This is a genomic window from Puerhibacterium sp. TATVAM-FAB25, from assembly GCF_046535855.1.
GTDB lineage: Bacteria > Actinomycetota > Actinomycetes > Actinomycetales > Cellulomonadaceae > Puerhibacterium > Puerhibacterium variabilis_A.
Genome location: NZ_JAXUAK010000019.1, coordinates 39,269 through 66,092 on the forward strand (window position 1 = coordinate 39,269; position 26,824 = coordinate 66,092).

Consider the following 26,824-nt stretch of genomic DNA (forward strand, 5'->3'; position numbering starts at 1 on the left):
GACGACCGCCGTGACGACCGCCGTGACCGCGGTGGACACTGGTCCGGTGACGGACACGGTGACGGGTGCGGCGGGCGCGACGGCGGCGGAGGCGGCGGGCGCCGTCCCCACCCTGGACGACGTCGCCCGGGAGGCAGGGGTCTCCCGGTCGACGGCGTCGCGGGTGATCAACGGCGGCGCCCGCGTCTCCCCCGCGGCGCTGACGGCGGTCGAGGACGCGATCGCCCGGCTGGGGTACGCCCCCAACCGGGCGGCGCGGTCCCTCGTGACCCGCCGCACCGAGTCGATCGCCCTCGTCGTCTCCGAGCCGGACAAGCGCCTGCTGTCCGACCCGTTCCTCTCCGCGGTGCTCGTGGGCGTCAACGAGGGCCTCGTCGGCACCGAGCTGCAGCTGGTGCTGCTGCTCGCCCGCGCCGACGAGGCGCCCGGGCACCTCGCCCGCTACCTGCGCAACGGGCACGTTGACGGCGCCATCGTCGTCTCCCACCACAGGGAGGACCGGCTCGAGCGCGTCGACGCGGTGCCGGTGGTGTTCATCGGCCGCCCGTTCGGCGGGGCCGTGACCTACCTCGACGTCGACAACGTCGAGGGCGGGCGGATCGCCACCCGGCGCCTGCTGGCGGCGGGGCGGCGCCGGGTCGCCACGATCACCGGTCCGCTGGACATGACCGCGGCCGTGGACCGCCTCGAGGGCTGGCGCGCCGAGCTCACGGCGGCCGGCCTGCCCGCCGACGCCGTGGCCGAGGGCGACTTCACCGTGACGGGCGGCGTCGCCGCGATGGAGCGGCTGCTGTCCGACCACCCCGACCTCGACGCGGTCTTCGCCGCCTCCGACCTCATGGCCGAGGGCGCGATGCGGGTGCTCGCCGCCGCGGGGTGGCGGGTGCCGCAGGACGTCTCGGTGGTCGGGTTCGACGACCTCGGCGGGCCGGAGCGCACCTCCCCGCGCCTGACCACCGTGCGCAACCCCGTGGTCGAGCTCGCCGCGGGCGCCACGTCGACGCTTCTGGACCTCATGGCCGGCGGCGCGCCGGCGTCGCGGGTCTTCACGCCGCGGCTCGTGGAGGGCGCCAGCGCGTAGCCGCGCGCGCAGCGGCGTCGCCGCACCGTGGCCGCGGCGACGCCGTGCACGACGACGGCCCGCACCCCTCGCGGGGTGCGGGCCGTCGTCGTGCGTGCGGACGTCGGGGCGTCAGCGGCGGGACTCCTCCACGCCGACCGACTCCTGGAGCGCCTCGCGGTAGTCCGCGGCGATGTTCTCCGGGTGCTTGGCGAGCTGGGAGTTGCGGTACCCGTAGAGGAAGTAGATCGCGAAGCCGACCGCGAGCCACACGAGGAACCGCAGCCAGGTCTCGACGTCGAGCTGCAGCATGAGCCACAGGCACAGGACGCCGGAGACGATAGGCAGCACGGGCGACCACGGCACGCGGAACGCCTCGGTGTCGTAGCCGGCGCCGGAGCGCTCGCGGCGCCGGCGCAGGATCGGCACGCCGAAGCTCACCAGCACGAACGCGGACAGCGTGCCGATGTTCACCATGTTGCCCAGCACGTCGACCGGGAAGAACGCGGTGACGAGGATCAGCAGCACGGCGGAGCCGACCTGGATGAGCACGGGGGTGCCGCGCTTCGCGGAGGTCTTCGACATGCCGCGCGGCAGCAGGCCGTCGCGGCTCATGGCGAACACGACGCGGGTCAGGCCGAGCATGAGCACCATCACCACGGTGGTCAGGCCGACGAGGATGCCCACGGTGATGACCTGGGCGGCCCAGGCGGGGGCGTCCGGCTGCAGCTGGAACGCTGTGACGATCGTCGCCGAGGCGCCGTTGTCGGGCGTCGCGTCGCGCAGCTGCTGCGGCGTGGCCATGCCGGACAGCGCGAGCGACACCAGGATGTACAGCACGGTGCAGATGGCCAGGCCGCCGAGGATGCCGCGGGGCACGTTCCTGCGCGGGTCCTTGGTCTCCTCCGCGGCGGTGGCCACGACGTCGAACCCGATGAACGCGAAGAACACCGTGCCGGCGCCGGCGAGGATGCCCATGACCCCGCCGACCGACAGCTCCGCCCCGGCCAGGAACGAGAACAGCGTCTGCGTCAGCGCGGTGGAGTGGGCGTTCGAGCCGCCGAACGACTCCGCGCTCGGGACGAACGGGCTGAGGTTCGAGGCGCTGAAGAACGCGAAGCCCACCACGATGATCAGCAGCACGATCGCGACCTTGATCGCGGTCAGCACGCCGGTGAACCGGGTCGAGAGCTTGGTGCCGGCGGTCAGCAGCGCGGCCAGCACGACGAAGAGCAGCGTGGTGCCCCAGTCGAACGAGACGCCGCCGACCTGCACGGTGTTGTGGATGCCGGAGGCGACGCCGTTGGCGTCCACGCCGCCGAGGCCGAAGACGTTCAGGAAGTTGTCGAGGTACAGGCCCCAGGCCTTGGCCACGACGGCCGCGGCGAAGAACATCTCGAGGATCAGGTCCCAGCCGATGATCCACGCCAGCAGCTCGCCCATCGAGGCGTACGAGAAGGTGTACGCCGAGCCGGCGACCGGCATGTGGGAGGCGAACTCGGCGTAGCACAGCGCGGCGAGCGCGCAGACGACGCCGGCGATGACGAACGAGATGACGACGGACGGGCCGGTCTGCGTGGCCGAGACCTGGGCCGCCTTCGAGAAGATGCCGGCGCCGATGACCACCGAGATGCCCAGGACCACCAGGTCCCAGGCGCCCAGGGTCCGCTTGAGGTGGCGTTCCGGCTCGTCGGACGAGGCGATCGTGGCCTCGATCGACCTGCGGCGCATGAGCTGCATGCGAGGGCTCCTAGCGTGGGTGCGTGCGGCCGCCGGTACGCCGGCGGCCGGGAGACCTTACCCCGCGGGCACCACCGATCGTGAATGGCCCATTCATCGTAGGTCGCGCCCGAGTTCCCGCACGCGCGGGCGAGTCGAGGGTGAAATCCGCCGGGCGCACAGGGCCGGGCGCAGCACGGCGGGCGGCGCCCGCGCCCCCGGAGGAGGAGCGGGCACCGCCCGCCGTGCCGGCGGCGCCGGCCGTCGGCGACGTCAGTCGCGCACGTGACCGTACCGGTGCCGCGTGCGGCTGACCGCCTGCTCGCGGACGAACGTCAGCAGCTCGCGCCGTCCGCTGGCCAGGACCGGCCCGTCGATCACGGTCACCGTGCCGAGCCGGTGCGCGGCCGCCTCGCGCAGCCCGGGCGCGGCGCCCACGACCCGGACCCGGCCGGTGACGCGGCCCTCGGCGACGGCGGCGGCGAAGTCCGCGTGCGAGACGGGCGCCTGCGTGGGCACGCCCCAGCCGGCGTCGGACTCGGGGACGACGACCGCGGGCACGCCGGCGGTGCGGGCGGCGGCCAGCACGCGCTGCACCTCGACCGGCAGGGCGCCGTCGCCGACGCGCACGGTCACCCGGTCCACGGGTCGGTAGCGGAACGTGTTCTCCTCGGCGCGCAGCCCGGACGGGTCGTGCGCGGCGCCGAGGTCGGCGGCCCACACGCGCGCGTCGTCGGCCTCGGCCCAGGCCAGCCAGCCGGCCGGGTCGTTCCCCCGCGAGGGCACGGGCGCGGCGTCGGACCACGCGCCGAGCTGGGCCACGTAGTTGGGTCCGCCCGCCTTGGCGCCGGGGCCCACCACCGAGGCCTTCCAGCCGCCGAACGGCTGACGGTTCACGATGGCGCCGGTGACGTGCCGGTTGACGTAGAGGTTGCCCGCCTCGGCGCGCTCGCACCAGGTGGCGATCTCCTCGTCGTCGAGGGAGTGCAGGCCCGCGGTGAGGCCGAACGCCACCTGGTTCTGCAGGGCGAGCGCCTCGTCGAGGTCGCGGGCGCGCATGATGCCCAGCACGGGCCCGAACGCCTCGGTGAGGTGGAAGAACGACCCGGGCGCGACGCCGTCGCGCAGGCCGGGCGTCCACAGCCGCCCGGGCTCCAGCCCCGCACGCTCGGCCTCGGCGTCCAGCCGGCGCGGCTCGACGAGCCACGTCTCCCCCGGCTCGAGCGCCGTCAGGGCGCGCAGCAGCTTGCCCTCGGCCGGCTCGGTGAGCGGGCCCATGACCGTGGCCAGGTCGGTGGCCGGGCCGACGGCCACGGAGCGTACCGCGTCGACGAGCTGGCGCCGGAACCGCTCGCCCGTCGTGGTCGACGGGTCGCCGACGGAGCCGACGAGGATGACCAGCGAGCCCGCCGAGCACTTCTGGCCGGCGTGGCCGAAGGCGCTGCGCAGCACGTCGGCGACGGCGAGGTCGAGGTCGGCCGACGGGGTGACGACGACGGCGTTCTTGCCGCTGGTCTCGGCCAGCACGGGCCGCTCGGGCCGCCAGGCGGCGAACAGCTCGGCCGTCTCGATCGAGCCGGTGAGCAGCACGCGGGCCACGTCCTCGTGGGTGACGAGGTGGCGGCCCAGGTCGCCGTCGGGCACGCGCAGGTACTGCACGACGTCGCGCACGACGTCCTCGGCGAGACCGAGCCCGGCCGCGACGTCGGCGAGCCCGGCGTGCACCGCCTCGATCGCGACCTCGTAGCAGCGCGGGGTGGGCGGGGCCGGCTTGGCCAGCACGGCCGACCCGGCCGCGAGCGCCGCGACGACGCCGCCGGTGGGGATGGCGACCGGGAAGTTCCACGGCGGGGTGACGAGCGTGACGCCGTCCGGGGTGAAGGTGGCTCCGGCGACCTGCTCGAGCGCCTCGGCGCAGGTGGCGTAGAAGCTCGCGAAGTCGACGGCCTCGCTGACCTCGGGGTCGGCCTCGGCGACCGTCTTGCCGGCCTCGTGCACCATCGCGGCCACCAGGTCGGTGCGGCGCTGCTCCAGGCGGCGGGCGACGGCCCGCAGGGCCCGGGCGCGGCCGGCCGGCGGCACCTGCGCCCACGCCCGCTGCGCGGCGACGGCGCGGGCGACCGCGGCGTCGACCTCCGCGGTGGTCGCGACGGCGGGCGCCTGGACCGGCACGTGGCCCGACCCCGGGCCCACGACGCGCTGCGCCCAGGCCCGGTGCTCGGCGACGGCCGGGTCGGTGTCGACGGCGTTGCGGAACGCGGTGCCGGACTCGCGCGGCGCGGCGGGCGCGCCGTCGGGCGCCGCGGCGCCCGGCAGCAGCGCGGGGTTCGGGCGGCGGCGCGGGGCCACGGCCTCGGGCGCGAACGGCACCGCCGCGCCGACGGCGGCGCGGAACGCCTGCTCCTGGCGGCCCATGGCCTCGTCCGAGGCGCTCTGGCTGCCCTCACCGCCCTGCCCGCCCTCGCCCGCCCCGGCGAACATGGCGTGCAGGAAGTTCTGCTCGGCGGCGTTCTCCTCCAGCCGGCGCACCAGGTAGCTGATGGCCACGTCGAAGTCCTCGTCGCGCACCACGGGGGTGTAGAGGACGACGTGGCCGCCGTCCTCGGCGAACTCCGCGCGCACGGCGCGCGCCTCGGTGGGCGCCATGCCCTGCAGCATCTCGAGGTCCATGCCCTCGCTCACGCCGCGGCCGCGGGCCAGCAGCACCGCCAGGGCCACGTGGAACAGGTTGTGCGAGGCCACGCCCAGGCGCACGGCGCGGGTGCGCTCCGGGGTCAGGGCGGCGTCCAGCACCCGCAGGTAGTTCGCGTCGACGTCGGCCTTGGTGGTGTAGGGCGCCTGCGGCCAGCCGTGCAGCTCGGCCTCCACCTGCTCCATGGCGAGGTTGGCACCCTTGACCAGGCGCACCTTGATGCGGGCGCCGCCGGCGGCCACGCGCTCCGTGGCCCAGGCCGTCAGGCCGTCGAGCGCGCCGAGCGCGTCGGGCAGGTAGGCCTGCAGCACGATGCCGGCCTCGAGGTCGCGGAGCTCCGGGCGATCGAGGATCTCGGTGAACACCGCGGTGGTCAGGGCCAGGTCGCGGTACTCCTCCATGTCGAGGTTGAGGAACACCCCGTGGTCGCGCGCCGCGCGGTACAGCGGCAGCAGGCGCTCGACGACGCGCTGCCTGCTGCCCTCGAGGTCCCACGTCACCAGCTGCGCGGCGACGGAGGAGACCTTGACCGACACGTAGTCGACGTCGGGCCGGCGCACCAGGTCGATGGTGCGCTGCAGCCGGGCGCGGGCCTCGTCCTCGCCGAGCACGGCCTCGCCGAGGAGGTTGACGTTGAGCGTGTAGCCCTCGGCCCGGGTGCGGGCCAGGTGCTTGCCGAGCCCGGCGCCGGCGTCGGCGACCAGGTGGCCCACGAGCTGGCGCAGCCGCACGCGTGCGGCGGGCACGACGACCGACGGCAGGGCGGGCGCCATCTTCGCGCCCAGGCGGAACAGGGTGCGGTCCACCGCGCCGAGGAAGCTGGCGTCACCGGCGCGCGCGCCGAGGCCGGCGAGGGCCTTGGCGGCCACGCGCACGTCCTGCGGGCGGGCGACGTCGTCGACGAAGCCGAGCGCCAGGCGCAGGCCGGCCGGGTCGGCGACGAGGCGGCCGAGGCGCTCGGCGTCGCCGCGGGCGCGGCGGTCGGCGCGGGTGGTGGGGCCGCCCTCGGCGGTGGAGGCGGCGGCCCAGCGGGCGGCCAGGTCGACGGCGTCGTCGACGAGGTCGGCCAGGCGGGGCGCGGGGCCCGGGGCCGGCGCGGGCTCGTGACCCGGCCGGCCCGGCCCGGCGTCGGGGCCGGGGTTCGTGGTGACGGTGCTCATGGGGCCAGGGTGCCCCCGCCGCCGCCCGCTCGTCTTGTACGGTTGGCCCCGCCATGGCACGGGATTCCGACAACACGACGTGGCCGGAGGCCGAGGCGCTGCTGGCCGCGCTGTCCCCGGCCATGGTGGCGCTCATGGACGAGCTGAGCGCGGTGATGTTCTGCGCGAAGGACGCCACGGGCCGCTACGTGCTGGTCAACGAGGTGTTCGTGCGCCGCACCCACGAGCGCTCCCGCCGCGGCGTCGTCGGGCGCAGAGCGCGCGACCTGTTCGTGCCCGACCTCGCCGAGCGCTACGAGGCGCAGGACGCCGAGGTGCTGCGCACCGGCCGCCCGCTGCGCGGCGAGCTCGAGCTCATCCGCCGCTCGGGCGGCGCGCCCGGGTGGTTCCTCACCTCCAAGCTCGCGGTGCGCACGCCCGACGGCGCGGTCGTGGGGCTCGTGTCGGTCTCGCAGGACCTGCGCTCGCAGGACGCCGACGACGCCACGATGGACGCGATGAGCCGGCTCGCGGCGGGGATCCAGGCGCACCTCGACGCCACGCCGTCGGCCCCGCTGACCGTGGCCGGCCTCGCCGCCCTGGCCGGCTGCTCCCCCGACGCGCTCGACCGCCGGGTGCGTCGTGTGTTCGGTCTCTCCCCGCGCCAGCTCGTGCTGCGCGCGCGGGTCGACCGGGCCGCGCACCTGCTGGCGGAGACGACGACGCCCCTGGCCGACGTCGCGGCGGCGACCGGGTTCTACGACCAGCCGTCGTTCACCCGCCAGTTCGCCCGCCTCACCGGCGAGACGCCGTCGTCGTTCCGGCGCCGCGCCCGGCGGGCCTGACCCCGCGGACCCGCCGAAGCCCCGCCGAGACCTGCGCTGTGGAGGAACCCGACAACCGGCCGGCGCCCGGGTCGGCGACGGGCGCCAGGGAGTTGGCGGGTCCCCACAACGGGACGCCCGGGACGCTGCACGCGCGCACGGCCCGCGGCCGCCGCCGCCGCCCGTAGCGTCGGCGCCATGACCACCGCGCCGACCGCCCTGCCCCTGCCCGCCCGCCCCGGCCTCGTGCTGGCCGACCTGCTGCCCGCGACCGACCGGGGCCGCGCCGTGGCCCGCGACGTCGCGCTCGTCGTCGGCCTGGCGGCGCTGACCGCGCTGGCCGCGCAGGTCCGCGTGCCGGTGCCCGGGCTGCCCGTGCCGGTGACCGGCCAGACGTTCGCGGTGCTGCTCGGCGCCGCCGCGCTGGGCCCGGCCCGTGGCGCGCTCGCCCAGGGCCTGTACCTCGCCGCGGGCGTCGTCGGGCTGCCGGTGTTCACCGGCGGGGCCTCCGGCTGGGAGGCCGTGGCCGGCGCCTCGGGCGGGTACCTCGTCGGGTTCGTGCTCGCCTCGTTCGTCGTCGGCCGCCTCGCCCGCCGGGGCGCCGACCGCCGCGTGCTGACCACCGTGGCCGCGTACGCCGCCGGCACCGCCGCGGTCTACGCCGTCGGCGTGCCGTGGCTGGCGCTGACCACGGGCATGGCGCCGGCCGCGGCCCTGTGGGCCGGCGCCGGGGTGTTCCTGGCCGGCGACGCGCTCAAGGCGCTGCTGGCCGGCGCGCTGCTGCCGGCCGCGTGGCGGCTCGCGCGCTGAGCCGCCGGACGATCGCCGGCACCGGTGGGGCCCGCCTCGCGCGCCGCGCGGCGGGCCCCGCTAGCGTGCCGGGCATGACGACGGTCCCCACCCTCCCCCTGGCCCACGGCGCGCGGCTCCCCGCGATCGGCCTGGGCACCTGGCCCCTGGACGACGACGCCGCGGCCACCGCGGTGCGCACGGCGCTGGAGGCGGGCTACCGCCTCGTCGACACCGCCGAGAACTACGGCAACGAGGCGGGCGTCGGGCGCGGCCTGCGCGACGCCGGCGTGCCGCGCGAGGACGTCTTCCTCACCACCAAGCTCAACCGGCGCTGGCACAGCGTCGACGGGGTGCGCACGGCGTGGGAGCGCAGCGTCCGGCGCCTCGGCGTCGAGTACCTCGACCTGTTCCTCATCCACTGGCCCAACCCCGACCAGGGCACCTACCCGCAGGCGTGGGAGGGGCTCGTCGGGCTGCTCGAGGAGGGCAAGGTCCGCGCGATCGGGACCTCGAACTTCAAGCCGGCGCACCTGGAGCGGATCGTCGAGGCCACCGGCGTGGCGCCCGACGTCAACCAGATCAACCTCAACCCGTACGCCACCCGCGCGGCGAGCGTCGCCGCCGACGCGCGGCACGGCGTCGTCACCGAGTCCTGGAGCCCCATCAAGCCGGCCGAGATGCTCGCCGACCCGGTCGTGACCGGGCTGGCCGAGCGGCACGGGCGCACCCCGGCGCAGGTGGTGCTGCGCTGGCACACCCAGCGCGGCTACGTGCCGATCCCCAAGTCCGCCTCGCCGCAGCGGCAGGCGGAGAACCTCGCGATCTTCGACTTCGCGCTGGCCGACGACGAGCTCGCCGCGCTCGACGGGCTCGACCGCGGCGAGGAGCACGTGACCGACTCGGACGAGTTCGGGCACTGAGCCCTCCCCGCTCGCCCCGGCGGGCGCCGCGTCCCACCTGCCGGGACGCGGCGTCCCGGCCCGCGGCGGCGTCGACGGCCCGCCCCCGGCCTGGCAAGGTTGGGTGACGAGGCGCACATCCCGCGCCGCGCAACCCGCGCCGCCGGCGGACCCGCGGCGCTGCTTGGAGGAGCTCTCGTGACGACGCAGTCGATCACCGCCACCACCCACCAGTCGCCCCTCGCCACCGCCCACGCCCAGCTCGCCGGCGCCGTCGAGCACCTCGGGTACGACGACGGCATCCACGCCATGCTCGCGACCCCGCGCCGCGAGATCCACGTGTCGGTGCCGCTGCGCCGCGACGACGGCACCACGGTGCTGTTCCACGGCTTCCGGGTGCAGCACAACGTCTCGCGCGGCCCCGGCAAGGGCGGCCTGCGCTTCCACCCGTCCGTCGACATCGACGAGGTGCGCGCGCTGGCCATGTGGATGACGTGGAAGTGCGCCATCGTCGACCTGCCGTACGGCGGCGCCAAGGGCGGCGTCGCCGTGGACCCGGCGCAGCACTCGACGGCGGAGCTCGAGCGCGTGACCCGGCGCTACACGTCGGAGATCATGCCGATGATCGGCCCGGACACCGACATCATGGCGCCCGACATGGGCACGGACGAGCGCACCATGGCGTGGGTGATGGACACCTACTCGGTCAACCGCGGCTACACGATCCCCGCCGTGGTGACCGGCAAGCCGATCGCCGTGGGCGGGTCGCTGGGGCGCGGCACCGCCACGAGCGCCGGCATCGTGCACGTCACCGAGGCGGCGCTGCAGGAGGCGGGCGAGCGCCTCGAGGGCACCACGGTGGCGATCCAGGGCTTCGGCAAGGTCGGCGGCCACGCCGCCCAGATCTTCGCCCGCCGCGGGGCCCGCGTGGTGGCCGTGAGCGACCAGCACGGCGGCGTGCGCGCCGACGACGGCCTGGACGTCACGCGGCTGCTGGAGCACGTGGGCGCCACGGGCTCGGTGGTCGGGTTCGACGGCGGCGACCCGGTGAGCAACGCCGAGCTGCTGGGCACCGACGCGGACGTGCTCGTGCCGGCCGCGATCCAGGGCGTGCTCGACGCCGACACCGCCCCGGACGTGCGGGCCCGGTTCGTCGTGGAGGGCGCCAACGGCCCCACCACCACCGAGGGCGACAGGATCCTGGCGAAGAACGGCGTCACCGTGGTGCCCGACGTGCTCGCCAACGCCGGCGGCGTCGTCGTCAGCTACTTCGAGTGGGTCCAGGCCAACCAGGCCTACTGGTGGACCGCCGAGGAGATCGCCCAGAAGCTCGAGCACCGCATGGTCGCGGCCTACGAGGACGTCGCGCAGCACGCCCGGCGCGAGGGGCTGTCGCTGCGCGACGCGGCGCTGACGATCGGCGTCAAGCGGGTGGCCGAGGCGCACCAGATCCGCGGCCTCTACCCGTGACGGCGGGCCCCGCGGCGGAGGAGGCCGCCGCCGCCGCCCGGGTCGCCGCCCGGCTGCGGGCGGCCGGGTGCGTGTTCGCCGAGGACGAGGCGGCGCTGCTGCTCGAGGCCGCGGGCGACGACGCCGGCCTGGAGGTCCTGGTCGCGCGGCGGGCGGCGGGCGAGCCGCTGGAGCACCTGCTCGGCTGGGTGGAGCTCGACGGCGAGCGCTGGGCCGTCGCGCCCGGGGTCTTCGTGCCGCGGCAGCGCTCGCTGCTCCTGGTCGCCGAGGCGGAGGCGCTGCTCGCCGCCGCCGCGGCGGGCGCGCACCCGGGGGCGCCCGTGCTCGCCGACCTGTGCTGCGGGGCGGGCGTGCTCGGCGCGGTCGTGGCGCGGCGGCTGGCCGGCCGCGGCGTCCGCCCGGCCCTGCACGCGGCGGACGTCGACCCCGTCGCGGCCGCCGTCGCCGCCCGGAACGTGGCCCCGTGGGCGGGCGAGGTGACCACGGGCGACCTCTACGCCGCGCTCCCGCCCGGCCTGCGCGGCCGGGTCGACGTGCTGCTGTGCCACGCACCGTACGTGCCCACGGCGGCGATCGCCACGATGCCGCCCGAGGCGCGCGAGCACGAGCCGCGGGCGGCCCTCGACGGCGGCGCCGACGGGCTCGACGTCGTGCGCCGCGTGGTCGCCGGCGCCCCGGCCTGGCTCGCCCCGGGCGGGTCGGTGCTGTTCGAGGTCGGCGCGGGTCAGGTGGACGCGGCGACGGCGGCCGTCGCGGCCGCGGGCCTGGCGCCGCGGGTGCTGCGCGACGACGACGCCGGCGCGCTCGCCGTCGTCGGGACCGCCGTCCTCCGGACCGGCGACGCCGACGGCGGCCGGGGCCCGGAGGCGGGCGGCGACGACGGCCCCTAGCGTTCCGGCATGAGGACCCGAGACGTGATCACCTCCGTCGCCCTGCCCGTCGCGGCCGCCGTCGCGGGCAGCGTGGCCTCCGCGCGCGGCGCGCGCTCGGCCTGGTACCGCGAGCTGCGCAAGCCGCCGTTCCAGCCGCCCGCCGAGGTCTTCCCCGTCGTGTGGACCGCGCTGTACGCGTCGAGCATCGGCGCCTCGCTGGCGGCGCAGCGGGAGATGCGGGGCGCGGAGAAGGACTCCTACCAGCGCGCGCTGGCGGTGAACATGGCGCTCAACGCCGGCTGGTGCTGGACGTTCTTCGCGTTCCGCCGCCAGGGCGCCGCCGTCGCCGTGGCCGGCGCGCTCGCCGCGAGCACCTGGGGGCTGGCGGCCCGCAGCGGCGCCGCCCGGCCCGGCGCCGGGGCGGCCCTGGTGCCGTACGCGGCGTGGACGACGTTCGCCACCGTGCTCACCGAGGCGATCCGCCGCCGCAACCGCGAGCGCTGAGCGGCGCCGAGAACCCGGAGACGCGGGACCCCGACAGACGCCGAGACCCGGGTCCTCGGGGGCGTCCGGTGGCGGACACCCCCGAGGGACCCGGGTCTCGGGGTCGGGGACGGGCGCGGGTCAGTCCGCCAGGGGCTGGTTCGCCGCCCACGCGGCCAGCGTCACGCGCGGGCCGGTGAAGAACGGCACCTCCTCGCGCACGTGCCGGCGCGCCTCGGTGGCGCGCAGGTCGCGCATGAGGTCGACGATCCGGTGCAGCTCGTCGGCCTCGAAGGCCAGCAGCCACTCGTAGTCGCTCAGGGCGAACGTGGCCATGGTGTTGGCCCGCACGTCCTTGTAGCCCGCCGCGGCCATGCCGTGGTCGCGCAGCATGACGCGGCGCTCGTCGTCGGCCAGCAGGTACCACTCGTAGGAGCGGACGAACGGGTACACGCACAGGTAGTCGCGCGGCCGCTCGCCGGCGAGGAACGCCGGCACGTGGGCCTTGTTGAACTCCGCGGCGCGGTGGACGGCGACCACCGACCACACCGGCTCCAGCGCGGCCCCGAGGCTCGAGGCGCGCAGGCGGTGGTAGGCGCCCTGCACGGACTCGACCGTCGGGCCGTGCAGCCAGACCATGAGGTCGGCGTCGTGCCGCAGGCCGCCGACGTCGTAGGTGCCGCGCACCACGACGTCGCCCTCGGCCCGCGCGGGGTCGCGGTCGGCCTCGGGCTGGCCGCCCCACAGGGCGTCCTCGGCCTCGGCGACGACGCCGGCCCGCTCGGCCGCGTCGGCCGGCAGCGCCTGCGTCGTGGCGAACGCGGCCACCATCGCGTAGCGGACGGTCTCGTTGAGGTTCGTGGTGTCGACCTCGGCGCCGGTGTCGCCGTGGACGTGGACGGGGCGCTCGCTCATCAGTACAGCTCCTGTCCGCAGAGGGCCGGCACGTCGGTCGGCTCGCCGTCGCGGCGCAGGCAGCAGCCCGGGACGCACACCGAGCGGAACGCCGGCAGCTCGCCGACCCTCGCCTCGGCGACCTCCTCGCCACGGGCCATCGCGGCCCGCTCGAGCAGCAGGTCCACCAGGCCCTCGACGAAGGCCGGGCGGGTGCCGACGGTGCCGGCGCGCACGGCCGTCATGCCGAGCCCGGCCGCCGTCGCCATGGCCTCGGTGTCGAGGTCGTAGGCGACCTCCATGTGGTCGGAGACGAAGCCGATCGGCGAGAGCACGACGTCGCGCACGCCCTCGGCCGCCAGGGCCTCGAGGTGGTCGTTGACGTCGGGCTCGAGCCACGGCTGGCTCGGCGGGCCCGAGCGCGAGCAGTAGGCCAGGTCCCACGCGACGTCGTGGCCGAGCCGCTCGGACACCTGGGCCGCGACGACGCGGGCGAGGTCGAGGTGCTGGGCCGAGTAGGTGGCGTACGAGGTGCGCGAGGCCGCCTCCATCGTGTCGGGGATGGAGTGGGTGACGAACACCAGGCGGGCCTTCGCGCCGTCCCCGCCCTTCTCGGCGAGCGCGGCGTAGCCGTCGAGCACCGCCTCGACGTTGGCCTGGGCGAAGCCCGGGTGGTTGAAGTACGAGCGGATCTTGTCGAACTGGACGGTCGTGGAGCCGTTCTCGTCCAGCTGGCCGCGCCTCTCGAGCACGACGGCGAGGTCCTCGCGGTACTGCCGGCAGCCGGAGTAGCTGGAGAACGCCGAGGTCACCAGCGCGACGGCGCGCTGGGCACCCATCGCCTCGAGCTGGTCGACCGCGTCGGTGGTGTACGGCTCCCAGTTGCGGTTGCCCCACACGATCGGCAGGTCGATCCCGCGCTCGGCCAGCTCGGCCTCCAGGGCGGCCTTGAGGGCGAGGTTCTGCTCGTTGATGGGCGAGCGGCCGCCGAAGCCGTAGTAGTGCTCGCCGACCTCCTCGAGCCGCGAGTCGGGGATGCCCTTGCCCGCCGTCACGTTGCGGAGGAACGGCACGACGTCCTCCGGCTTGTTCGGGCCGCCGAAGGAGTACAGCAGCAGGGCGTCGTACGGGCGCACGTCCAGCGCCGCGGTGGTCGGGGTCGTCGGCATACCTGCGATCTTTCCACCCCTGCGGCTCCGGCTCCGCCCGGATCGGGCCCCGGAGGACGTGACGTTATACCGACGCCCTGTCAGGACCTGTTCGGCGGCTGTCGCCGGGGTCGCGGGCCAGCGTCAGGGCGGTGACGTGCGCCGCCGTCTCGCGCAGCCGCTCGGCGGTGCGCTCCAGCAGCTCGTCGAGCGCGACGGGGCCCGGGGCGATGGAGAACGCCGCGGTGACGCCCGCGGCGCGGGCCTCGGCCGCGGGCAGCAGCACCCGCCCGGCCACGACGACGACGGGCGGGCGCGCCGGCGCGGCGGCGGCCCGCCGCGCGACCCCGTCGGCCACCTTGCCGCGCACCGACTGGGAGTCGAACGACCCCTCGCCGGTGAGGACGAGCGCGGCGTCGGCGAGCGCGGCCGGCAGCCCCACGAAGTCGGCGACGAGGTCGGCGCCGCGCTCCAGCCCGGCGCCGAGCACCGCGACCAGCGCGGCGGGCACGCCGCCGGCCGCCCCGGCACCCGGCAGGTCGTGGGTGCGCACGCCGGTGGTCCGCTCGAGCAGGTCCGCCCAGCCGCCGAGCGCGGCGTCGAGGGCGGCGACGTCCGCGGGCGTCGCGCCCTTCTGCGGCCCGAACACCGCCGCCGCGCCGAGGTCGCCCACGAGCGGGTTCGTCACGTCGACGGCCACGCGCCAGCGCACCTGGCGGGCGCGCGGGTGCAGGCCGGCCAGGTCGAGCGCGGCGGCCTGCGCGAGCCCGGCGCCGCCGTCGGGCACCGGTGCGCCCGCGGCGTCGAGCACCCGGGCGCCCAGGCCCGTGAGCAGGCCCGCCCCGCCGTCGGTCGAGGCCGACCCGCCCAGGCAGACGAGGACCTCGGCCACCCCCGCGTCGAGCACGGCGGCGGCCAGCTCCCCCGTGCCGCGGGTGTGCGCCCCCAGCGGCCGGGGCGGCGCGTCGACGACCCGCGGCAGCCCGCTCGCCTCGGCCAGCTCGACGACGCCGACCGTGCCGTCCGGGGAGACGGCCCAGCGCGCCGTGGTGGGCCGGCCGATCGCGTCGACCGTGGCCAGCCCGTGCGCCTCGACGCCCCACACCCCCAGGAGCGCCTCGAGCGTGCCCTCGCCGCCGTCGGCCATCGGCAAGCAGGTGACGCGGGCGTCGGGGACGGCGTCCCGCACCCCCGCGGCGAGGGCCGCGGCGACGTCAATGGCGGCCAGGCTGCCCTTGAAGGAGTCGGGGGCGACGACGACGTGCGGCGCGGCGCTGCTGCGGCTCTCGACCACCGGCGCGCTCCCTTGCGTGGTACCGGTCACGCGGCCGAGGATAGCCAGCCGCGCCCCGCCGTCGGCGCAGGTGAGTGCCCTCGGCGCGCTCCCCGGCCTCCGGACGGGGCCTGCCGCAGCCCCGCGGCTCAGCCGCGGCGGCCGCGCCGCGGCCCGCGGTCCACCGGCGGGATGTCCGCCTGCGCGGCGCGCAGGGCCTCGAGCAGGGACCGCAGCCGGGCCTGCTGGTCGTCGTCGAGCGCCTCGCCGACGTACCGGCCGATGGCGCGCACGTGCTCGGCGCCGGTCTCGCGCTGCAGGCGCCGGCCGAGGTCGGTGACCGTCACGAGCGTGCCGCGGGCGTCGTCGGCCGGCGTGGAGCGCGTGACGAGCCCGCGCTTCTCCATCCGCTCCACGAGCCGGGACACCGACGACTGCGCCAGGAGGATGCCCTCGGTGAGCTCGCGCAGCCGCAGCGCCCCGCCGCCCTCGACGAGCACGAACAGCACGTCGTACTCGCGCATCGAGACCTGGCCCCAGATCGGGTCGTCCTGCAGCCGGCGCAGCACGACCACCTGGGTGCGGAACAGCGCCTCCCACGTGGCGGCGGCGGTGCGCTCGTCGGCGGTGACCCGGCGGGCGTCGTCGTCCATGCGGTCCTCCTGTCCGGTCCCGGCGGTCAGCGCCCGAGGCGCCGCTCGCGGCGGGAGTAGTCGCGCAGGGCGCGCAGGAAGTCCAGGCGCCGGAAGTCGGGCCAGTACGCCTCGCAGAAGTACAGCTCCGAGTGGGCCGACTGCCACATGAGGAACCCGCCGATCCGCTGCTCCCCCGAGGTGCGGATGACCAGCTCGGGGTCGGGCTGGCCCTTGGTGTACAGGTGCTCGGCGATGTGCTCGACGTCGATGCTCTCGGCGAGCTCGGCGAGCGTCGCGCCGCGGCCGGCCTGCTCGCGCAGGAACGAGCGCACCGCGTCGGCGATCTCGTGGCGGCCGCCGTACCCGATGGCCACGTTGACCTCGAGGCCCTCGACGTCGGCCGTCGCCTCCTCGGCCTCGCGCAGCGCGGCGGCCAGCGGGGCCGGCAGCAGCTCGGTCCGCCCCGCGACGCGCAGCCGCCAGCGGCCCGACGCGGCCAGGTCGCGCACGGCGTCCTCGAGGATCTCCATGAGGTCGCCCAGCTCCTCGGCCGAGCGCGCGAGGTTGTCGGTGGACAGCATCCACAGCGTCACGACGTCGATGCCCAGCTCCTCGGCCCAGCCGAGGAACTCCGCGATCTTGTCGGCGCCGCGCCGGTGGCCGGCGGCGGCCGGCTCGCCGAAGGACTTCGCCCAGCGGCGGTTGCCGTCGAGGATGACGCCCACGTGGCGGGGCATCCGGTCCGGCAGCAGCGAGGCGGCGAGACGCCGCTCGTAGAGGCCGTAGAGCGGATGGGGCAGGCGCACGGTGACACGCTACCGCCCGGCCGGGGCGTTCCCCGCTGCTCGGCGGGCTGCGGCGGGGCCTGTCGCACGATCTTCACAGGACGCCCGCCGCCGTGCGGGCGGCCGCGGACCGCCGTAGGCTACGGTTGCGTAACCTACGCGACCGTAGGTTGTGACCGCTGCACCCGACGAGCCAGGAGAACCCCCTGTGGCCGCAGCCACCCACCGCCGCTCCGACGTCCCCGACCCCGTCGACGTCGCCCGGCACGCCGCCGCCGGCGCGCAGCAGGCGATGGCCTCGGCGGCCGACGGCGCCCGCGAGGCCCGCTCCGCCGTCGTCGAGACCGTCAGCACCGCCGCCGCGCAGGTCAAGCCGCGGCTGCGCGGGTGGATCCACGCCGTCACCGCGCCCCTCGTGCTCGTGGCCGGCATCGTGCTCGTGGTGCTCGCCCCGCCGGTGGCGGGCAAGGTCGCGGCCGGCGTCTTCGCGCTGACCGCCCTCATGCTGTTCGGCACCAGCGCCGTCTACCACCGCGGCACCTGGTCGCCCCGGGTCGCCGCCGCGCTGCGGCGCACGGACCACTCGAACATCTTCCTCATCATCGCCGGCACCTACACGCCCCTGGCGGTGCTGCTGCTCGACCCGCCCACGGCGACGGCCCTGCTGACCATCGTCTGGGTCGGCGCCGTCGTCGGCCTGCTCGCCCGCGTGCTGTGGATGGGCGCGCCGCGCTGGGTCTACGTGCCGGTGTACGTGGCGCTGGGCTGGGTGGCCGTGGCCTACATGGGCCAGTTCTGGGCCACCGGCGGGCCCGCGGTCGTGTGGCTCGTGGCCGGCGGCGGGCTGGCCTACACCCTCGGCGCCGTCGTCTACGGCACCCGGTTCCCCGACCCGTCGCCGCGCTGGTTCGGGTTCCACGAGATCTTCCACGCCCTGACCGTGGTGGGCTTCGCCTGCCACACGGTGGCGATCTTCCTCGCCGCCCTCTGACGCCGGCCGCCCCTCCCGCTCGCCGCCCTCAGGCGGGCACGACGCGGTAGCGGCGGTTCGCCAGCGACGGGTTGCGCAGCCGCTCGGCGGCCAGCGGCTCCGGGTCGAGGTCGACCGTCCGCACGTCGGGCGCCTCGCCGAGCTCGAGGCCGACGACGCCGTCTGGGCCCACGAGCAGCGACCGCCCCGTGACGCCGCCGCCCGCCATGCCGACGCCGATCACCACGGCGGTGTTCTCGATCGCCCGCGCCCGCAGCAGCGTGCGCCAGTGGTCCGCCTTGAGCGGCCCCGCCACCCAGGCCGCGGGCACGAGCAGCACCTGCGCCCCGGCGTCGACCACGCGCCGCGCCGCCTCCGGGAAGCGCAGGTCGTAGCACGTCAGCACGCCGAACGTGAGGTCGCCGACGGTCAGCGTCAGCGGCGGCGCCGCGGCCGGGCCCGGCTCGAGGGTGTCCGACTCCCGGCCGCCGAACGCGTCGTACAGGTGCACCTTGCGGTACACCCCGGCCGGCTCCCCGGACGCCGCCACGGCGACGACGGCGTTGACCGCCCGCAGGCGGGCGGGCGCGCCGTCGGCCCCGGGCGCGCCGCCCCCGGGCGCGCCGGCGACCGGCGTCGTGCCGGGCAGCGTGGTGCCGGCGACGATCGCGAGGCCGTGCTCGCGGGCCAGCGCGCGCAGGTGCGTCACGAACGGCCCGTCGAGCGGCTCGGCGTGCTCGATGCCGACGCCGCGGCGGTCGTAGCCGGAGGCGTACTCGGGCAGCACGAGCAGGTCGGCCCCGGCGCGCGCGGCCGCGGCCGCGACGTCGGTGACGACCTCGCGGTTGGCGGCGTGGTCGTCGGAGACCGCGACCTGCGCCACCGTGACGCGCACGGGTGACGTCACTCGCCGCCCCCGCCGCCGCCGTCGGACCCGCCCGCGTCGTCGCCCGTGCTCGCCGCCGGACCGCCGTCGCCCCGGCCTTCCCCGGGGCGGCCCGGGCGCACGCGCCGCGGCTCGGCCACCGGCAGGCCCTGGACCTGGGCGTTGTGGGTGGTGCGGCGCAGGTGCCGGGTCAGCGACAGGAACAGCAGGATCGCCACCAGCACGAGCGCGAACGTGGCGACGAAGCCGGCGATGCCGGGCGAGACCTCGTAGTCCTCGAGCTGGCGGACCGGGCTGGGGCTCGGCGACGGCGCCGCCGTCCCGACGCGCAGCGAGACCTCCGTGACCGCCCGGGCGGCGGCGTGCAGGGCGCTCACCGGGCCACCTCCGTCCCGCGGATGCCGGCGAACAGGTCGTCCTCGGGCAGCGAGGTCGCCACCCGCGACTCGGCCAGCTCGTACTCCTCGGTGCGCCACACCTCGCGCTCGACCTCGCGCGGTACCGCGAAGAAGAACCCCTCGGGGTCGATCTGCGACGCGTGCGCCCGCAGGGCGGCGTCGCGCTGGGGGAACCAGTCGGCCACCTCGATGCGGGTGGTCACCTCGCGCTCGGGGACCTCGCGCGCCTCACGCGTCTCGATCCACGACCCGAACGGCGACTCCAGGCCGCGCTCGACGAGCCGCGCGTGCACGGCGCGGATGCGCTCGATCGAGAAGCCGTGGTTGTAGTAAAGCTTGAGCGGCTCCCACGCGGGCGCGCCGCCGTCGACGACGTAGCGCCCCGGGTCGCCGGCCGCCTGCCAGGCCTCCATCGTCACGGTGTGCGTGTACACGTGGTCCGGGTGCGGGTAGCCGCCGGACGGGTCGTACGTGGTGATGACGTGCGGGCGGAACCGGCGCACGGCCTCCACCAGCGGCGCCGCGGCCTCCTCGAGCGGCGTCAGCGCGAAGCAGCCCTCCGGCAGCGGGGGCAGCGGGTCGCCCTCCGGCAGGCCCGAGTCGACGAACCCCAGCCACTCCTGGCGCACCCCGAGCGCCGCGGCGGAGGCGGCCATCTCCAGCCGGCGCACCGCACGCTTGCCCTCGATCGTGTCGAACTCGTGCCCCTCGGGCACCACGTACGAGGGGTTGAGCACGTCCCCGCGCTCGCCGCCCGTGCACGTGACGATCAGCACGTCCACGCCCTCCGCCGCGTACCGGGCGGTGGTCGCGGCGCCCTTGCTGGACTCGTCGTCGGGGTGGGCGTGCACGGCCATCAGGCGCAGCCGCTCGGGCGTGCCGGCTCCAGCGCTGGTCAAGTCAGGACCTCCTGGGACGAACAGGGCCGGCGGCCGGCCGGAGCGGGCCGCGGCAGGGGCAGGGCGACGGCAGGCGCGCCCATGGACCACAATCATTCACCATGAGCGACCCCTCCTCCTCCGTCCCGCCCGCGGACAGGTACGGGCGCCGGCCGCGCCCCGCGCCGTCGGTCCCCGCGGACGACGAGCTGGAGCCGGAGGACGGCGGGCGGGGGCGCACGCGCCTGCCGCGCCGCGCGCTCGTGGCGATCTGGGCGGCGATCGCGCTCGCCGTCGCCGCGGTGGGGTACCTCGCCTGGTCGCAGCACGCCGCCAACCCGGTCACGGCCGACGTCGTGAGCTTCCGCGTGCTCGACGCCGAGCGCGTCGAGGTGGAGATGCAGGTCTCCATGCCGCCGGGGTCGACGGCGGTGTGCACCGTGGAGGCGCTGTCCGAGTCGTACGCCCAGGTGGGCACGCTGGAGGTGCCCGTGGGCCCCAGCGACCGGCAGACGAGCCGGTACGAGGTCACCGTGCGCACGTCGCAGCTGGCCACCACCGGCGTCGTCGAGGGTTGCCGGCCGGGCTGACGGCGTCGGGCGGCCGCACCCGCCCGTCCCGCGGGCCGCACCCGCGCCGCGCACCCTTCACCCGCTCGGGCAGCGGCACGATTCCCCCCGTCCGGCCGATCCCGGCTACGCTGAGGGATTCACAAGACAGTCCTGACACCAGCCGACGCGCGTGCCGGACGCCCGCCGGGCGGACGCGTGCGGCTCCGGGCAGGCTGACGAGCACCACGAAAGGAGAGCCCTCGTGACCGAGGCAAACGTCACCTGGCTCACCCAGGAGGCTCACGACCGGCTGAAGGCTGAGCTGGAGCACCTCTCCGGGCCTGCCCGCACCGAGATCGCCGAGCGCATCGCCGCCGCCCGCGACGAGGGCGACCTCAAGGAGAACGGCGGCTACCACGCGGCCCGCGAGGAGCAGGCCAAGAACGAGGCCCGCATCCGCGAGCTCACCGAGAAGCTGCGCAGCGTGCGCATCGGCACGCCGCCCGACGACGGCAAGGTCGAGCCGGGCATGGTCGTCACCGCGCTGCTCGCCGGCGAGGAGATGACGTTCCTCCTCGGCTCGCGCGAGATCGCGGGCACCACGGACCTGGACGTGTACTCCCCCACCTCGCCGCTCGGCGCGGCGATCGACGGCCACACCGTCGGCGACACCGTCGCCTACACCGCCCCGAACGGCAAGGAGTTCACGGTCGAGATCAAGGCCGCGAAGCCCTTCTCCGGCTGAGTCGTCCCGGACGACCACGGAGCACGTGAGACGCCGGAGGGCGGCCCCGCCGGGGCCGCCCTCCGGCGTCTCGTGTCGTGCCCGGGTGGCTCGCGCCCGCGGGCACGCCCGCCCGCCGGGTCACTCGACGCCGAAGCCCGCCCCGCGCAGCCGGGACACGATCTCGTCGCGGTGCTCGAACCCCTTGGCCTCGACCTGCAGCGTCACGAGGACCTCGGAAACCGCCAGCGACACGTCGGTGCGGGTGTGGTCCACGTGCACCACGTTGCCGCCGGCGGCGGCCACCGCCTCGACGAGCGCCGCGAGGGCGCCCGGGCGGTCGTCGACGCGCACGCGCAGCTGCAGGTAGCGACCGGCCGCCACCATGCCGTGCTGGATCACGCGCATGAGCAGCAGCGGGTCGATGTTCCCGCCGGTGAGCACGGGCACGACGGCGCCGCGCCCGGCGAAGTCCTGCGGGGCGGCCGTCACCGCGGCGACGGCGGCGGCGCCGGACGGCTCGACCACGAGCTTCGCCCGCTCGGCGACGAGCAGCAGCGCGCGGGAGAGCTCGTCCTCGGTGACGGTGCGCACCTCCACCCCGAGCCGCTCCAGGATCGCGTAGGGCACCTCGCCCGGGGTCCCGACGGCGATGCCGTCCGCCATCGTCGCGCGCGCGTCGGCGGCCAGGGGGCGCCCGGCCGCGAGGGACCGCGGGTAGGCGGCCACGTTCTGCGCCTGCACGCCCACCACGCGCACGTGCGGGGCCGCCTCGGCCAGCGCCGTCGCGATGCCCGCCACGAGCCCGCCGCCTCCGAGCGGCACCACGACCGTGCCGACGTCGGGCACCTGCTCCAGCACCTCCAGGCCGAGGGTTCCCTGGCCGGCGACGACGTCGACGTGGTCAAACGGGTGGATGAGCACGCGGCCGGACCGCGCCGCCTCGGTGCGGGCGGCGCCGAGGGCCTCGTCCACGCTGCTGCCCACGAGCCGCACGTCGGCGCCGTACGCGCGCGTGGCGGCGAGCTTGGGCAGCGGGGCGTCCACGGGCATGAACACCGTGGCGTCGATGCCGAGCAGCTGCGCGGCGAGGGCCACGCCCTGGGCGTGGTTGCCCGCCGACGCCGCGACCACGCCGAGCGCCTTCTGCTCCGGCGTCAGGCGGGACATGCGGGTGTAGGCGCCACGGATCTTGAACGAGCCCGCCCGCTGGAGGTTCTCGAGCTTCAGCACGACGGGGTCGCCGACCTGCTCCGACAACGCCCTCAGCCGCTGCACCGGCGTGCGGGTGGCGACGCCGTCGAGCAGCGCGGCCGCCGTCCGCACGTCCGCCAGGGTGACGGCCCCGACCGGGCCGTCCGGCGCGCCGGCGCCGGTGGTGGTCGCCGCGGCGTCCGTGGTGCTCATGTTCGCGGTCCCTCTCCCCGGGTGCTCCGGGCTGGTGCGGGCGCGCCGGCCCGCCCGCGCCCGGGCCGGGCGGCGTGGCGGGTCGCGCGTCGGTGCGTCAGGCGCGCCGCTCGGGGTCGCGCGCCTCGTCGATCTCCGGCGACACCGTAGCGCCTGCGTCGCGCTCGTCCGCCGTGCCGGGCGTCCCGAGGTCCACCGCGACGGCCCCGCCGTGCGACGCGACGGCGGCCTCCGCCGGCGCGGCAGAGCTCGCGGCCGGGGTCGCGGCCGGGCGGACCGCGCGGCGCAGGGCCCCGGGCCGGGCGCCGAGGGGCAGGCTGGCGCGCGTCGGCCGGCGCCGCAGCAGCGGGACGTGGTCCTCGGTACCGAGCTCGGGGAACTTGTCGTGCCCGTGGAAGTACAGCAGCACGGTGTTGAGCACCGCGGCCAGCGGCACGGCGAACAGCGCGCCGACGATGCCGGCGGCGAGGCTGCCGGCCGCCACCACGAGCACCACGGCCACCGGGTGCAGGGACACGGCGTGCCCCATGAGGAACGGCTGCAGGACGTGGCTCTCCGCCTGCTGCACCAGCAGCACGATGCCCAGCATGATCAGCGCGGCGCCCCAGCCCTGGGCGACCAGCACGACCACCACGGCGACGGCGCCGGTGAAGATCGCGCCGACGATCGGGATGAACGAGCCGACGAACACCAGGATGCCGATGGGCAGCGCGAGGGCCGGGACGAAGAAGGCCGACCCGACGCCGATGCCCACCGCGTCGACGAACGCCACGAGGATCTGCGTGCGTACGTAGGCCGAGAGGGTGACGATGCCGCGACGGCCCGCCTGGTGGACCTTCTCGCGCGCGCCGATCGGCAGCAGGTTGACGAGCCAGGTCCAGATGGAGCGGCCGTCGAGCAGGAAGAAGATCGTGCAGAACAGGGCGATGAGCGCGCCGACGAGCACGTGCCCCACCGTGGTGGCGGCGCCCAGCGCGCCGGTGACCAGCGACGACGTCGCCCCGGCGCCCATGACGCTCTCGCGCAGCTGGTCGACGTACCCGTCGAGCTGCTGGCTGTCGAGGCTCAGCGGGCCGGTCTGCAGCCACGTGGTGATCTCGTCGAAGCCCTCGACGGCCTGGTCGCGCAGGTCGGCGAACCCGGCGACGATCTGGCTGCCGGCCAGGGTGACGAGCGCCGTGACGACGACGATGAGCCCGGCGACCGAGACCGCCGTGGCCGCGCCGCGCGGGAACCGCAGCCGCCGCTCCATGCCCACGCGCAGCGGCCGCAGCAGCACCGCGAGCAGCAGCGCGACCGCCACGGGCACGACGATCGTCTTGAGCACGGCCAGCAGCCACAGGATGCCGGCCACCAGGGCGGCGACGAGCAGCACGCGCCACGACCAGTCGGCGGCGGCGCGGATGCTCGGGGGCACCGAGGCAGGGCGCACCTCGGGTCGGGTCTCGGTCATGGGGTCACCCTAGGGAGCCGGGCACCGGTCCGCCCGGGTCCGTCGGCGCATGTCCCCGGATCTTCACCTGGCCTGCACCGAGCCGGTCAGCCGAGCGCGGAGTCGAGGTCCGCGACCAGGTCCTCGGCGTCCTCGATGCCCACCGACAGGCGCACCAGGTCGGCCGGCACCTCGAGCGCCGAGCCGGCCACCGACGCGTGCGTCATCCGGCCGGGGTGCTCGATGAGCGACTCGACGCCGCCGAGGGACTCGGCGAGGGTGAACACCCGCGTGCGGTCCACCACCTCGAGCGCCTTCTCCTCGCTGCCGACGCGGAAGGAGACCATGCCGCCGAACCCGCGCATCTGCTTCTTGGCCAGCGCGTGCCCCGGGTGGGACTCGAGCCCGGGGTAGATGACCTGCTCCACCCGCGGGTGCTGCTCGAGGAACCGCGCCACCGCCATGGCGTTCGCCTGGTGGCGCTCCATGCGCACCGCGAGCGTCTTGAGGCCGCGCAGGGTCAGCCAGGAGTCGAACGGCCCCGCCACGGCGCCCGAGGCGTTCTGCCCGAACCCGACGGCGTCGGCCACGAGGTTCCCGCCGTTCAGCGCCTCGCGGCCGCCGGGCAGCGTCGCGCCGTCGGCCACCACCAGCGCGCCGCCGACGACGTCGCTGTGCCCGCCCACGTACTTGGTGGTCGAGTGCACCACCACGTCCGCCCCGAGCGCGATCGGCTGCTGCAGGTAGGGGCTGGCGAAGGTGTTGTCCACGACGAGCAGCGCGCCGGCGTCGCGGGCCACCGCGGCCAGCGCCGCGACGTCGCTGATGCCCAGCAGCGGGTTGGTCGGCGTCTCGACCCACAGCACCCGCGTGGTGGGCCGGACCGCGGCGGCGACCGCGTCGAGGTCGGTGAGGTCGACGGCGGTGTGCTCCACGCCCCAGGCGCCGAAGGAGCGGGCGATGAGCCGGAACGAGCCGCCGTAGGCGTCGTCGGGCAGGACGACGTGGTCGCCCGGCCGCAGGACGGCGCGCAGCAGCGTGTCCTCGGCCGCCAGCCCGGAGGCGAAGGCGAACCCGCGGGCCGGGGTGCCGCCACGCGGCGTCTCGGCCGCGGCGAGGGCCGCCTCGAGGGCCGTGCGCGTCGGGTTGCCCGAGCGGGTGTACTCGTAGCCGCCGCGCAGCCCGCCCACGCCGTCCTGCTTGTACGTGGAGGTCAGGTGCACGGGGACGACGACGGCGCCCGTGGTGGGGTCCGGGTCCTGCCCGGCGTGGATGGCGCGGGTCGAGAAGCCGGCGTCGGACCAGTCATGGTGCGTGCTCACCCCGCAAGCCTACGAACCGTCGCCGGTCTCGTGCGCGGGACGCCGCTTCTGCGGGTAGAAGGTCTCGCCGTTCTCGAGCATCGTCACGAAGCGGAGGATGTTCCGTTCCCGGGTCTCGGCCCTCTTCACGGCGGACAGCCGGAACAGGAACGCGAACCGGTTCTGCGCCGTCAGCACGTCGAACATCGCCTGCGCGCGCGGGCTCGCGGCGACGGCCGCGGCGAGGTCGGGCGGCACCTCGATGGTCCGGCTGCCGTCGTAGGCGGCGTCCCACCGCCCGTCGGCCCTGGCCCGCTCCACCTCCGCCAGGCCCCGCGGGCGCATGCGTCCCTCGTCGGTCAGGCGCCCGACGATGCCGACGTTGCGGGCCGACCAGCGGCTGCGGGCCCGGCGGGGGGTGAACCGCTGCTGCGACGTGGCCGCGTCGCGCGAGCGCGTCTGCCCGTCGATCCACCCGCTGCACAGCGCCTCCTCGAGCGCCCCGGCGTACGTCAGGGTGGTCGGGCCCGCCTTGCCCTTCTTGGCGAGCACGAGCCACACGCCCTCGGGCGTGTCGTCCTCGTGCGCGTCGAGCCACGCCCGCCAGGCGGCGACGTCGGGAACCACCAGCTCCGCAGGGTCCATGCGGCGACGGTATGCGCCGCCGCCCACACGCGGAACACCCGGACCCGTCGGGGTGTTGGTCAGGGTGTCGGCCCCGGCGCCCCCGCGCCGCGGGGCCGGCGACCGCCCCTAAGGAGGTAACGATGAGCATCTTCGACCAGCTGTTCGGCGGCTCCGCCAAGACCACGATGGTGGCGCCCGAGGACGCGCTGCCGGGCCGCCAGTCCCCGGTGCTGCCGGCCCCGCGCCCGCACACGGTGCTCGGCACCCCGATCACCGGCCCGTGGCCGGAGGGCACGCGCGTGCTCTACCTGGCGATGGGCTGCTTCTGGGGCGCCGAGGAGATCTACTGGGAGGTCCCCGGCGTGATCTCCACCGCGGTGGGATACATGGGCGGCACGACCCCGAACCCCACGTACGAGGAGGTCTGCACGGCGCGCACCGGGCACGCCGAGACGGCCCTCGTGGCGTACGACCCGGCGAAGGTCTCCGAGGCCGAGCTGCTGCGGATCTTCTGGGAGCGGCACGACCCCACGTCGGGCTACCGCCAGGGCAACGACGTCGGCACCCAGTACCGCTCCGCGGTCTACTGGACGACGCCGGAGCAGGAGAAGGCCGTGCGCGAGACCGCGGAGGTCTACGGCCAGGTGCTCGCCGCCCAGGGCTACGACCCGATCACCACGGAGCTGCGCCCGGCCGTCGAGGCCGGCCCGTTCTACTACGCCGAGGACTACCACCAGCAGTACCTCGACAAGAACCCGCACGGGTACCGCTGCCACGCCACCACCGGGGTGCCGTTCCCGGTCGCCGCGTGACGCCGACGCGCTGACCGGCGCCGCACAGCGACACCACGCCGCGGCAGGACACCGGCACGCCGGCGACCTCCGGGTCGCCGGCGTGCCGTCGTCTCAGCGCCCGCCGCGCCTGGTGCCGCGCGGCCCGCCGCCGCGGCCCTTGCCCGGCGGGCG

General features: G+C 76.3%; 25 protein-coding genes. 11 read left to right on the top strand and 14 right to left on the bottom strand.

Features of this window, described 5'->3' with window-relative positions; genetic code table 11:
• The first annotated feature begins 46 nt into the window (after nucleotides 1-46).
• Entirely contained in the window at nucleotides 47-1,081 is a 1,035-nt protein-coding gene (locus U5M74_RS14360; RefSeq protein ID WP_410909604.1) for a LacI family DNA-binding transcriptional regulator, read from the top strand.
• A 111-nt stretch (nucleotides 1,082-1,192) separates the two neighbouring features.
• Here the strand turns inward: U5M74_RS14360 and U5M74_RS14365 are convergent, their stop codons facing one another.
• The gene (locus U5M74_RS14365) at nucleotides 1,193-2,800 is read right to left on the bottom strand and encodes an APC family permease (RefSeq protein WP_410909605.1); all 1,608 of its coding nucleotides are present in this window, start codon (nucleotides 2,798-2,800) and stop codon (nucleotides 1,193-1,195) included.
• A 252-nt stretch (nucleotides 2,801-3,052) separates the two neighbouring features.
• A complete protein-coding gene (locus U5M74_RS14370) occupies nucleotides 3,053-6,631 on the bottom strand; it encodes a proline dehydrogenase family protein (protein ID WP_410909606.1) in 3,579 nt (1,192 codons plus the stop codon).
• 53 nt (nucleotides 6,632-6,684) lie between these two features.
• Between U5M74_RS14370 and U5M74_RS14375 the strand changes: the two genes are divergently transcribed.
• From U5M74_RS14375 to U5M74_RS14400, 6 genes are all read left to right on the top strand, one after another.
• Nucleotides 6,685-7,455, top strand: coding sequence for a helix-turn-helix domain-containing protein (locus tag U5M74_RS14375; RefSeq protein ID WP_410909607.1), 771 nt, complete (start codon nucleotides 6,685-6,687; stop codon nucleotides 7,453-7,455).
• Nucleotides 7,456-7,632: 177 nt separating this feature from the next.
• On the top strand, nucleotides 7,633-8,244 hold the full coding sequence (locus U5M74_RS14380; protein ID WP_410909608.1) for a biotin transporter BioY: 612 nt from the start codon (nucleotides 7,633-7,635) through the stop codon (nucleotides 8,242-8,244).
• A gap of 74 nt (nucleotides 8,245-8,318) precedes the next feature.
• Nucleotides 8,319-9,146 carry an aldo/keto reductase gene (locus U5M74_RS14385; RefSeq protein WP_410909609.1) on the top strand — a complete coding sequence of 276 codons (828 nt, stop codon included), beginning with the start codon at nucleotides 8,319-8,321 and terminating at the stop codon, nucleotides 9,144-9,146.
• Between the two features lie 177 nt (nucleotides 9,147-9,323).
• Entirely contained in the window at nucleotides 9,324-10,595 is a 1,272-nt protein-coding gene (locus U5M74_RS14390) for a Glu/Leu/Phe/Val family dehydrogenase (protein ID WP_410909610.1), read from the top strand.
• The gene (locus U5M74_RS14395) at nucleotides 10,592-11,485 is read left to right on the top strand and encodes a putative protein N(5)-glutamine methyltransferase (RefSeq protein WP_410909611.1); all 894 of its coding nucleotides are present in this window, start codon (nucleotides 10,592-10,594) and stop codon (nucleotides 11,483-11,485) included. The genes U5M74_RS14390 and U5M74_RS14395 overlap by 4 nt, the downstream gene beginning before the upstream one ends.
• A 9-nt stretch (nucleotides 11,486-11,494) precedes the next feature.
• On the top strand, nucleotides 11,495-11,971 hold the full coding sequence (locus U5M74_RS14400) for a TspO/MBR family protein (protein ID WP_410909612.1): 477 nt from the start codon (nucleotides 11,495-11,497) through the stop codon (nucleotides 11,969-11,971).
• Between the two features lie 120 nt (nucleotides 11,972-12,091).
• On the opposite strand, the gene hemQ is transcribed toward U5M74_RS14400, so the two are convergent.
• The 5 genes from hemQ to U5M74_RS14425 form a co-directional block, all read right to left on the bottom strand.
• A complete protein-coding gene (hemQ, locus tag U5M74_RS14405) occupies nucleotides 12,092-12,865 on the bottom strand; it encodes a hydrogen peroxide-dependent heme synthase (protein WP_410909613.1) in 774 nt (257 codons plus the stop codon).
• Nucleotides 12,865-14,013, bottom strand: a complete 1,149-nt coding sequence (locus U5M74_RS14410; RefSeq protein WP_410909614.1) for a ferrochelatase — start codon at nucleotides 14,011-14,013, stop codon at nucleotides 12,865-12,867. The genes hemQ and U5M74_RS14410 overlap by 1 nt, the downstream gene beginning before the upstream one ends.
• Nucleotides 14,014-14,077: 64 nt before the next feature.
• Nucleotides 14,078-15,316, bottom strand: coding sequence for a glycerate kinase (locus U5M74_RS14415; protein ID WP_410909615.1), 1,239 nt, complete (start codon nucleotides 15,314-15,316; stop codon nucleotides 14,078-14,080).
• 98 nt (nucleotides 15,317-15,414) lie between these two features.
• Nucleotides 15,415-15,918: a MarR family winged helix-turn-helix transcriptional regulator gene (locus U5M74_RS14420; protein ID WP_410909616.1), complete on the bottom strand. Its 504-nt coding sequence runs from the start codon at nucleotides 15,916-15,918 to the stop codon at nucleotides 15,415-15,417.
• A 26-nt stretch (nucleotides 15,919-15,944) separates the two neighbouring features.
• Entirely contained in the window at nucleotides 15,945-16,706 is a 762-nt protein-coding gene (locus tag U5M74_RS14425; RefSeq protein ID WP_410909617.1) for an isoprenyl transferase, read from the bottom strand.
• A 271-nt stretch (nucleotides 16,707-16,977) separates the two neighbouring features.
• Between U5M74_RS14425 and trhA the strand changes: the two genes are divergently transcribed.
• A complete protein-coding gene (trhA, locus tag U5M74_RS14430; protein ID WP_410909629.1) occupies nucleotides 16,978-17,676 on the top strand; it encodes a PAQR family membrane homeostasis protein TrhA in 699 nt (232 codons plus the stop codon).
• Between the two features lie 28 nt (nucleotides 17,677-17,704).
• Here trhA and U5M74_RS14435 read toward each other — a convergent pair whose 3' ends face one another.
• Genes U5M74_RS14435 through mca form a run of 3 tightly spaced genes read right to left on the bottom strand, consistent with a single transcriptional unit; the run spans nucleotide 17,705 to nucleotide 19,796 of the window.
• Nucleotides 17,705-18,550 carry a carbon-nitrogen hydrolase family protein gene (locus tag U5M74_RS14435; RefSeq protein WP_410909618.1) on the bottom strand — a complete coding sequence of 282 codons (846 nt, stop codon included), beginning with the start codon at nucleotides 18,548-18,550 and terminating at the stop codon, nucleotides 17,705-17,707.
• Nucleotides 18,551-18,558: 8 nt separating this feature from the next.
• Nucleotides 18,559-18,918 carry a hypothetical protein gene (locus U5M74_RS14440; protein WP_410909619.1) on the bottom strand — a complete coding sequence of 120 codons (360 nt, stop codon included), beginning with the start codon at nucleotides 18,916-18,918 and terminating at the stop codon, nucleotides 18,559-18,561.
• Complete coding sequence (gene mca / locus U5M74_RS14445) at nucleotides 18,915-19,796, bottom strand: mycothiol conjugate amidase Mca (RefSeq protein ID WP_410909630.1); 882 nt, start codon at nucleotides 19,794-19,796, stop codon at nucleotides 18,915-18,917. Before mca ends, U5M74_RS14440 begins: the two co-directional genes overlap by 4 nt.
• A gap of 143 nt (nucleotides 19,797-19,939) precedes the next feature.
• On the opposite strand from mca, the gene U5M74_RS14450 reads away from it, so the two are divergent.
• The gene (locus U5M74_RS14450) at nucleotides 19,940-20,407 is read left to right on the top strand and encodes a DUF4307 domain-containing protein (protein ID WP_410909620.1); all 468 of its coding nucleotides are present in this window, start codon (nucleotides 19,940-19,942) and stop codon (nucleotides 20,405-20,407) included.
• A gap of 223 nt (nucleotides 20,408-20,630) precedes the next feature.
• Nucleotides 20,631-21,113, top strand: coding sequence for a transcription elongation factor GreA (gene greA, locus U5M74_RS14455; protein WP_410909621.1), 483 nt, complete (start codon nucleotides 20,631-20,633; stop codon nucleotides 21,111-21,113).
• Nucleotides 21,114-21,233: 120 nt separating this feature from the next.
• Here the strand turns inward: greA and ilvA are convergent, their stop codons facing one another.
• The 4 genes from ilvA to U5M74_RS14475 form a co-directional block, all read right to left on the bottom strand.
• Nucleotides 21,234-22,499, bottom strand: coding sequence for a threonine ammonia-lyase (ilvA, locus tag U5M74_RS14460; RefSeq protein ID WP_410909622.1), 1,266 nt, complete (start codon nucleotides 22,497-22,499; stop codon nucleotides 21,234-21,236).
• A 97-nt stretch (nucleotides 22,500-22,596) separates the two neighbouring features.
• The gene (locus U5M74_RS14465; protein WP_410909623.1) at nucleotides 22,597-23,952 is read right to left on the bottom strand and encodes an AI-2E family transporter; all 1,356 of its coding nucleotides are present in this window, start codon (nucleotides 23,950-23,952) and stop codon (nucleotides 22,597-22,599) included.
• A gap of 86 nt (nucleotides 23,953-24,038) precedes the next feature.
• Nucleotides 24,039-25,253, bottom strand: coding sequence for a cystathionine gamma-synthase (locus U5M74_RS14470; protein WP_410909624.1), 1,215 nt, complete (start codon nucleotides 25,251-25,253; stop codon nucleotides 24,039-24,041).
• Nucleotides 25,254-25,262: 9 nt separating this feature from the next.
• On the bottom strand, nucleotides 25,263-25,877 hold the full coding sequence (locus tag U5M74_RS14475; protein ID WP_410909625.1) for a YdeI/OmpD-associated family protein: 615 nt from the start codon (nucleotides 25,875-25,877) through the stop codon (nucleotides 25,263-25,265).
• A gap of 122 nt (nucleotides 25,878-25,999) precedes the next feature.
• Between U5M74_RS14475 and msrA the strand changes: the two genes are divergently transcribed.
• Nucleotides 26,000-26,671 carry a peptide-methionine (S)-S-oxide reductase MsrA gene (msrA, locus tag U5M74_RS14480; RefSeq protein WP_410909626.1) on the top strand — a complete coding sequence of 224 codons (672 nt, stop codon included), beginning with the start codon at nucleotides 26,000-26,002 and terminating at the stop codon, nucleotides 26,669-26,671.
• Nucleotides 26,672-26,824 lie beyond the last annotated feature (153 nt).

Coding starts and splice junctions, on each gene's coding strand:
- U5M74_RS14365 (WP_410909605.1), bottom strand. CDS start 2,800: ATGCAGCTCATGCGCCGCAGGTCGATCGAGGCCACGATCGCCTCGTCC.
- mca (WP_410909630.1), bottom strand. CDS start 19,796: ATGGCCGTGCACGCCCACCCCGACGACGAGTCCAGCAAGGGCGCCGCG.
- U5M74_RS14450 (WP_410909620.1), top strand. CDS start 19,940: ATGAGCGACCCCTCCTCCTCCGTCCCGCCCGCGGACAGGTACGGGCGC.
- U5M74_RS14400 (WP_410909612.1), top strand. CDS start 11,495: ATGAGGACCCGAGACGTGATCACCTCCGTCGCCCTGCCCGTCGCGGCC.
- U5M74_RS14380 (WP_410909608.1), top strand. CDS start 7,633: ATGACCACCGCGCCGACCGCCCTGCCCCTGCCCGCCCGCCCCGGCCTC.
- U5M74_RS14475 (WP_410909625.1), bottom strand. CDS start 25,877: ATGGACCCTGCGGAGCTGGTGGTTCCCGACGTCGCCGCCTGGCGGGCG.
- U5M74_RS14465 (WP_410909623.1), bottom strand. CDS start 23,952: ATGACCGAGACCCGACCCGAGGTGCGCCCTGCCTCGGTGCCCCCGAGC.
- U5M74_RS14420 (WP_410909616.1), bottom strand. CDS start 15,918: ATGGACGACGACGCCCGCCGGGTCACCGCCGACGAGCGCACCGCCGCC.
- U5M74_RS14385 (WP_410909609.1), top strand. CDS start 8,319: ATGACGACGGTCCCCACCCTCCCCCTGGCCCACGGCGCGCGGCTCCCC.
- hemQ (WP_410909613.1), bottom strand. CDS start 12,865: ATGAGCGAGCGCCCCGTCCACGTCCACGGCGACACCGGCGCCGAGGTC.
- msrA (WP_410909626.1), top strand. CDS start 26,000: ATGAGCATCTTCGACCAGCTGTTCGGCGGCTCCGCCAAGACCACGATG.
- U5M74_RS14410 (WP_410909614.1), bottom strand. CDS start 14,013: ATGCCGACGACCCCGACCACCGCGGCGCTGGACGTGCGCCCGTACGAC.
- U5M74_RS14375 (WP_410909607.1), top strand. CDS start 6,685: ATGGCACGGGATTCCGACAACACGACGTGGCCGGAGGCCGAGGCGCTG.
- trhA (WP_410909629.1), top strand. CDS start 16,978: ATGGCCTCGGCGGCCGACGGCGCCCGCGAGGCCCGCTCCGCCGTCGTC.
- U5M74_RS14370 (WP_410909606.1), bottom strand. CDS start 6,631: ATGAGCACCGTCACCACGAACCCCGGCCCCGACGCCGGGCCGGGCCGG.
- ilvA (WP_410909622.1), bottom strand. CDS start 22,499: ATGAGCACCACGGACGCCGCGGCGACCACCACCGGCGCCGGCGCGCCG.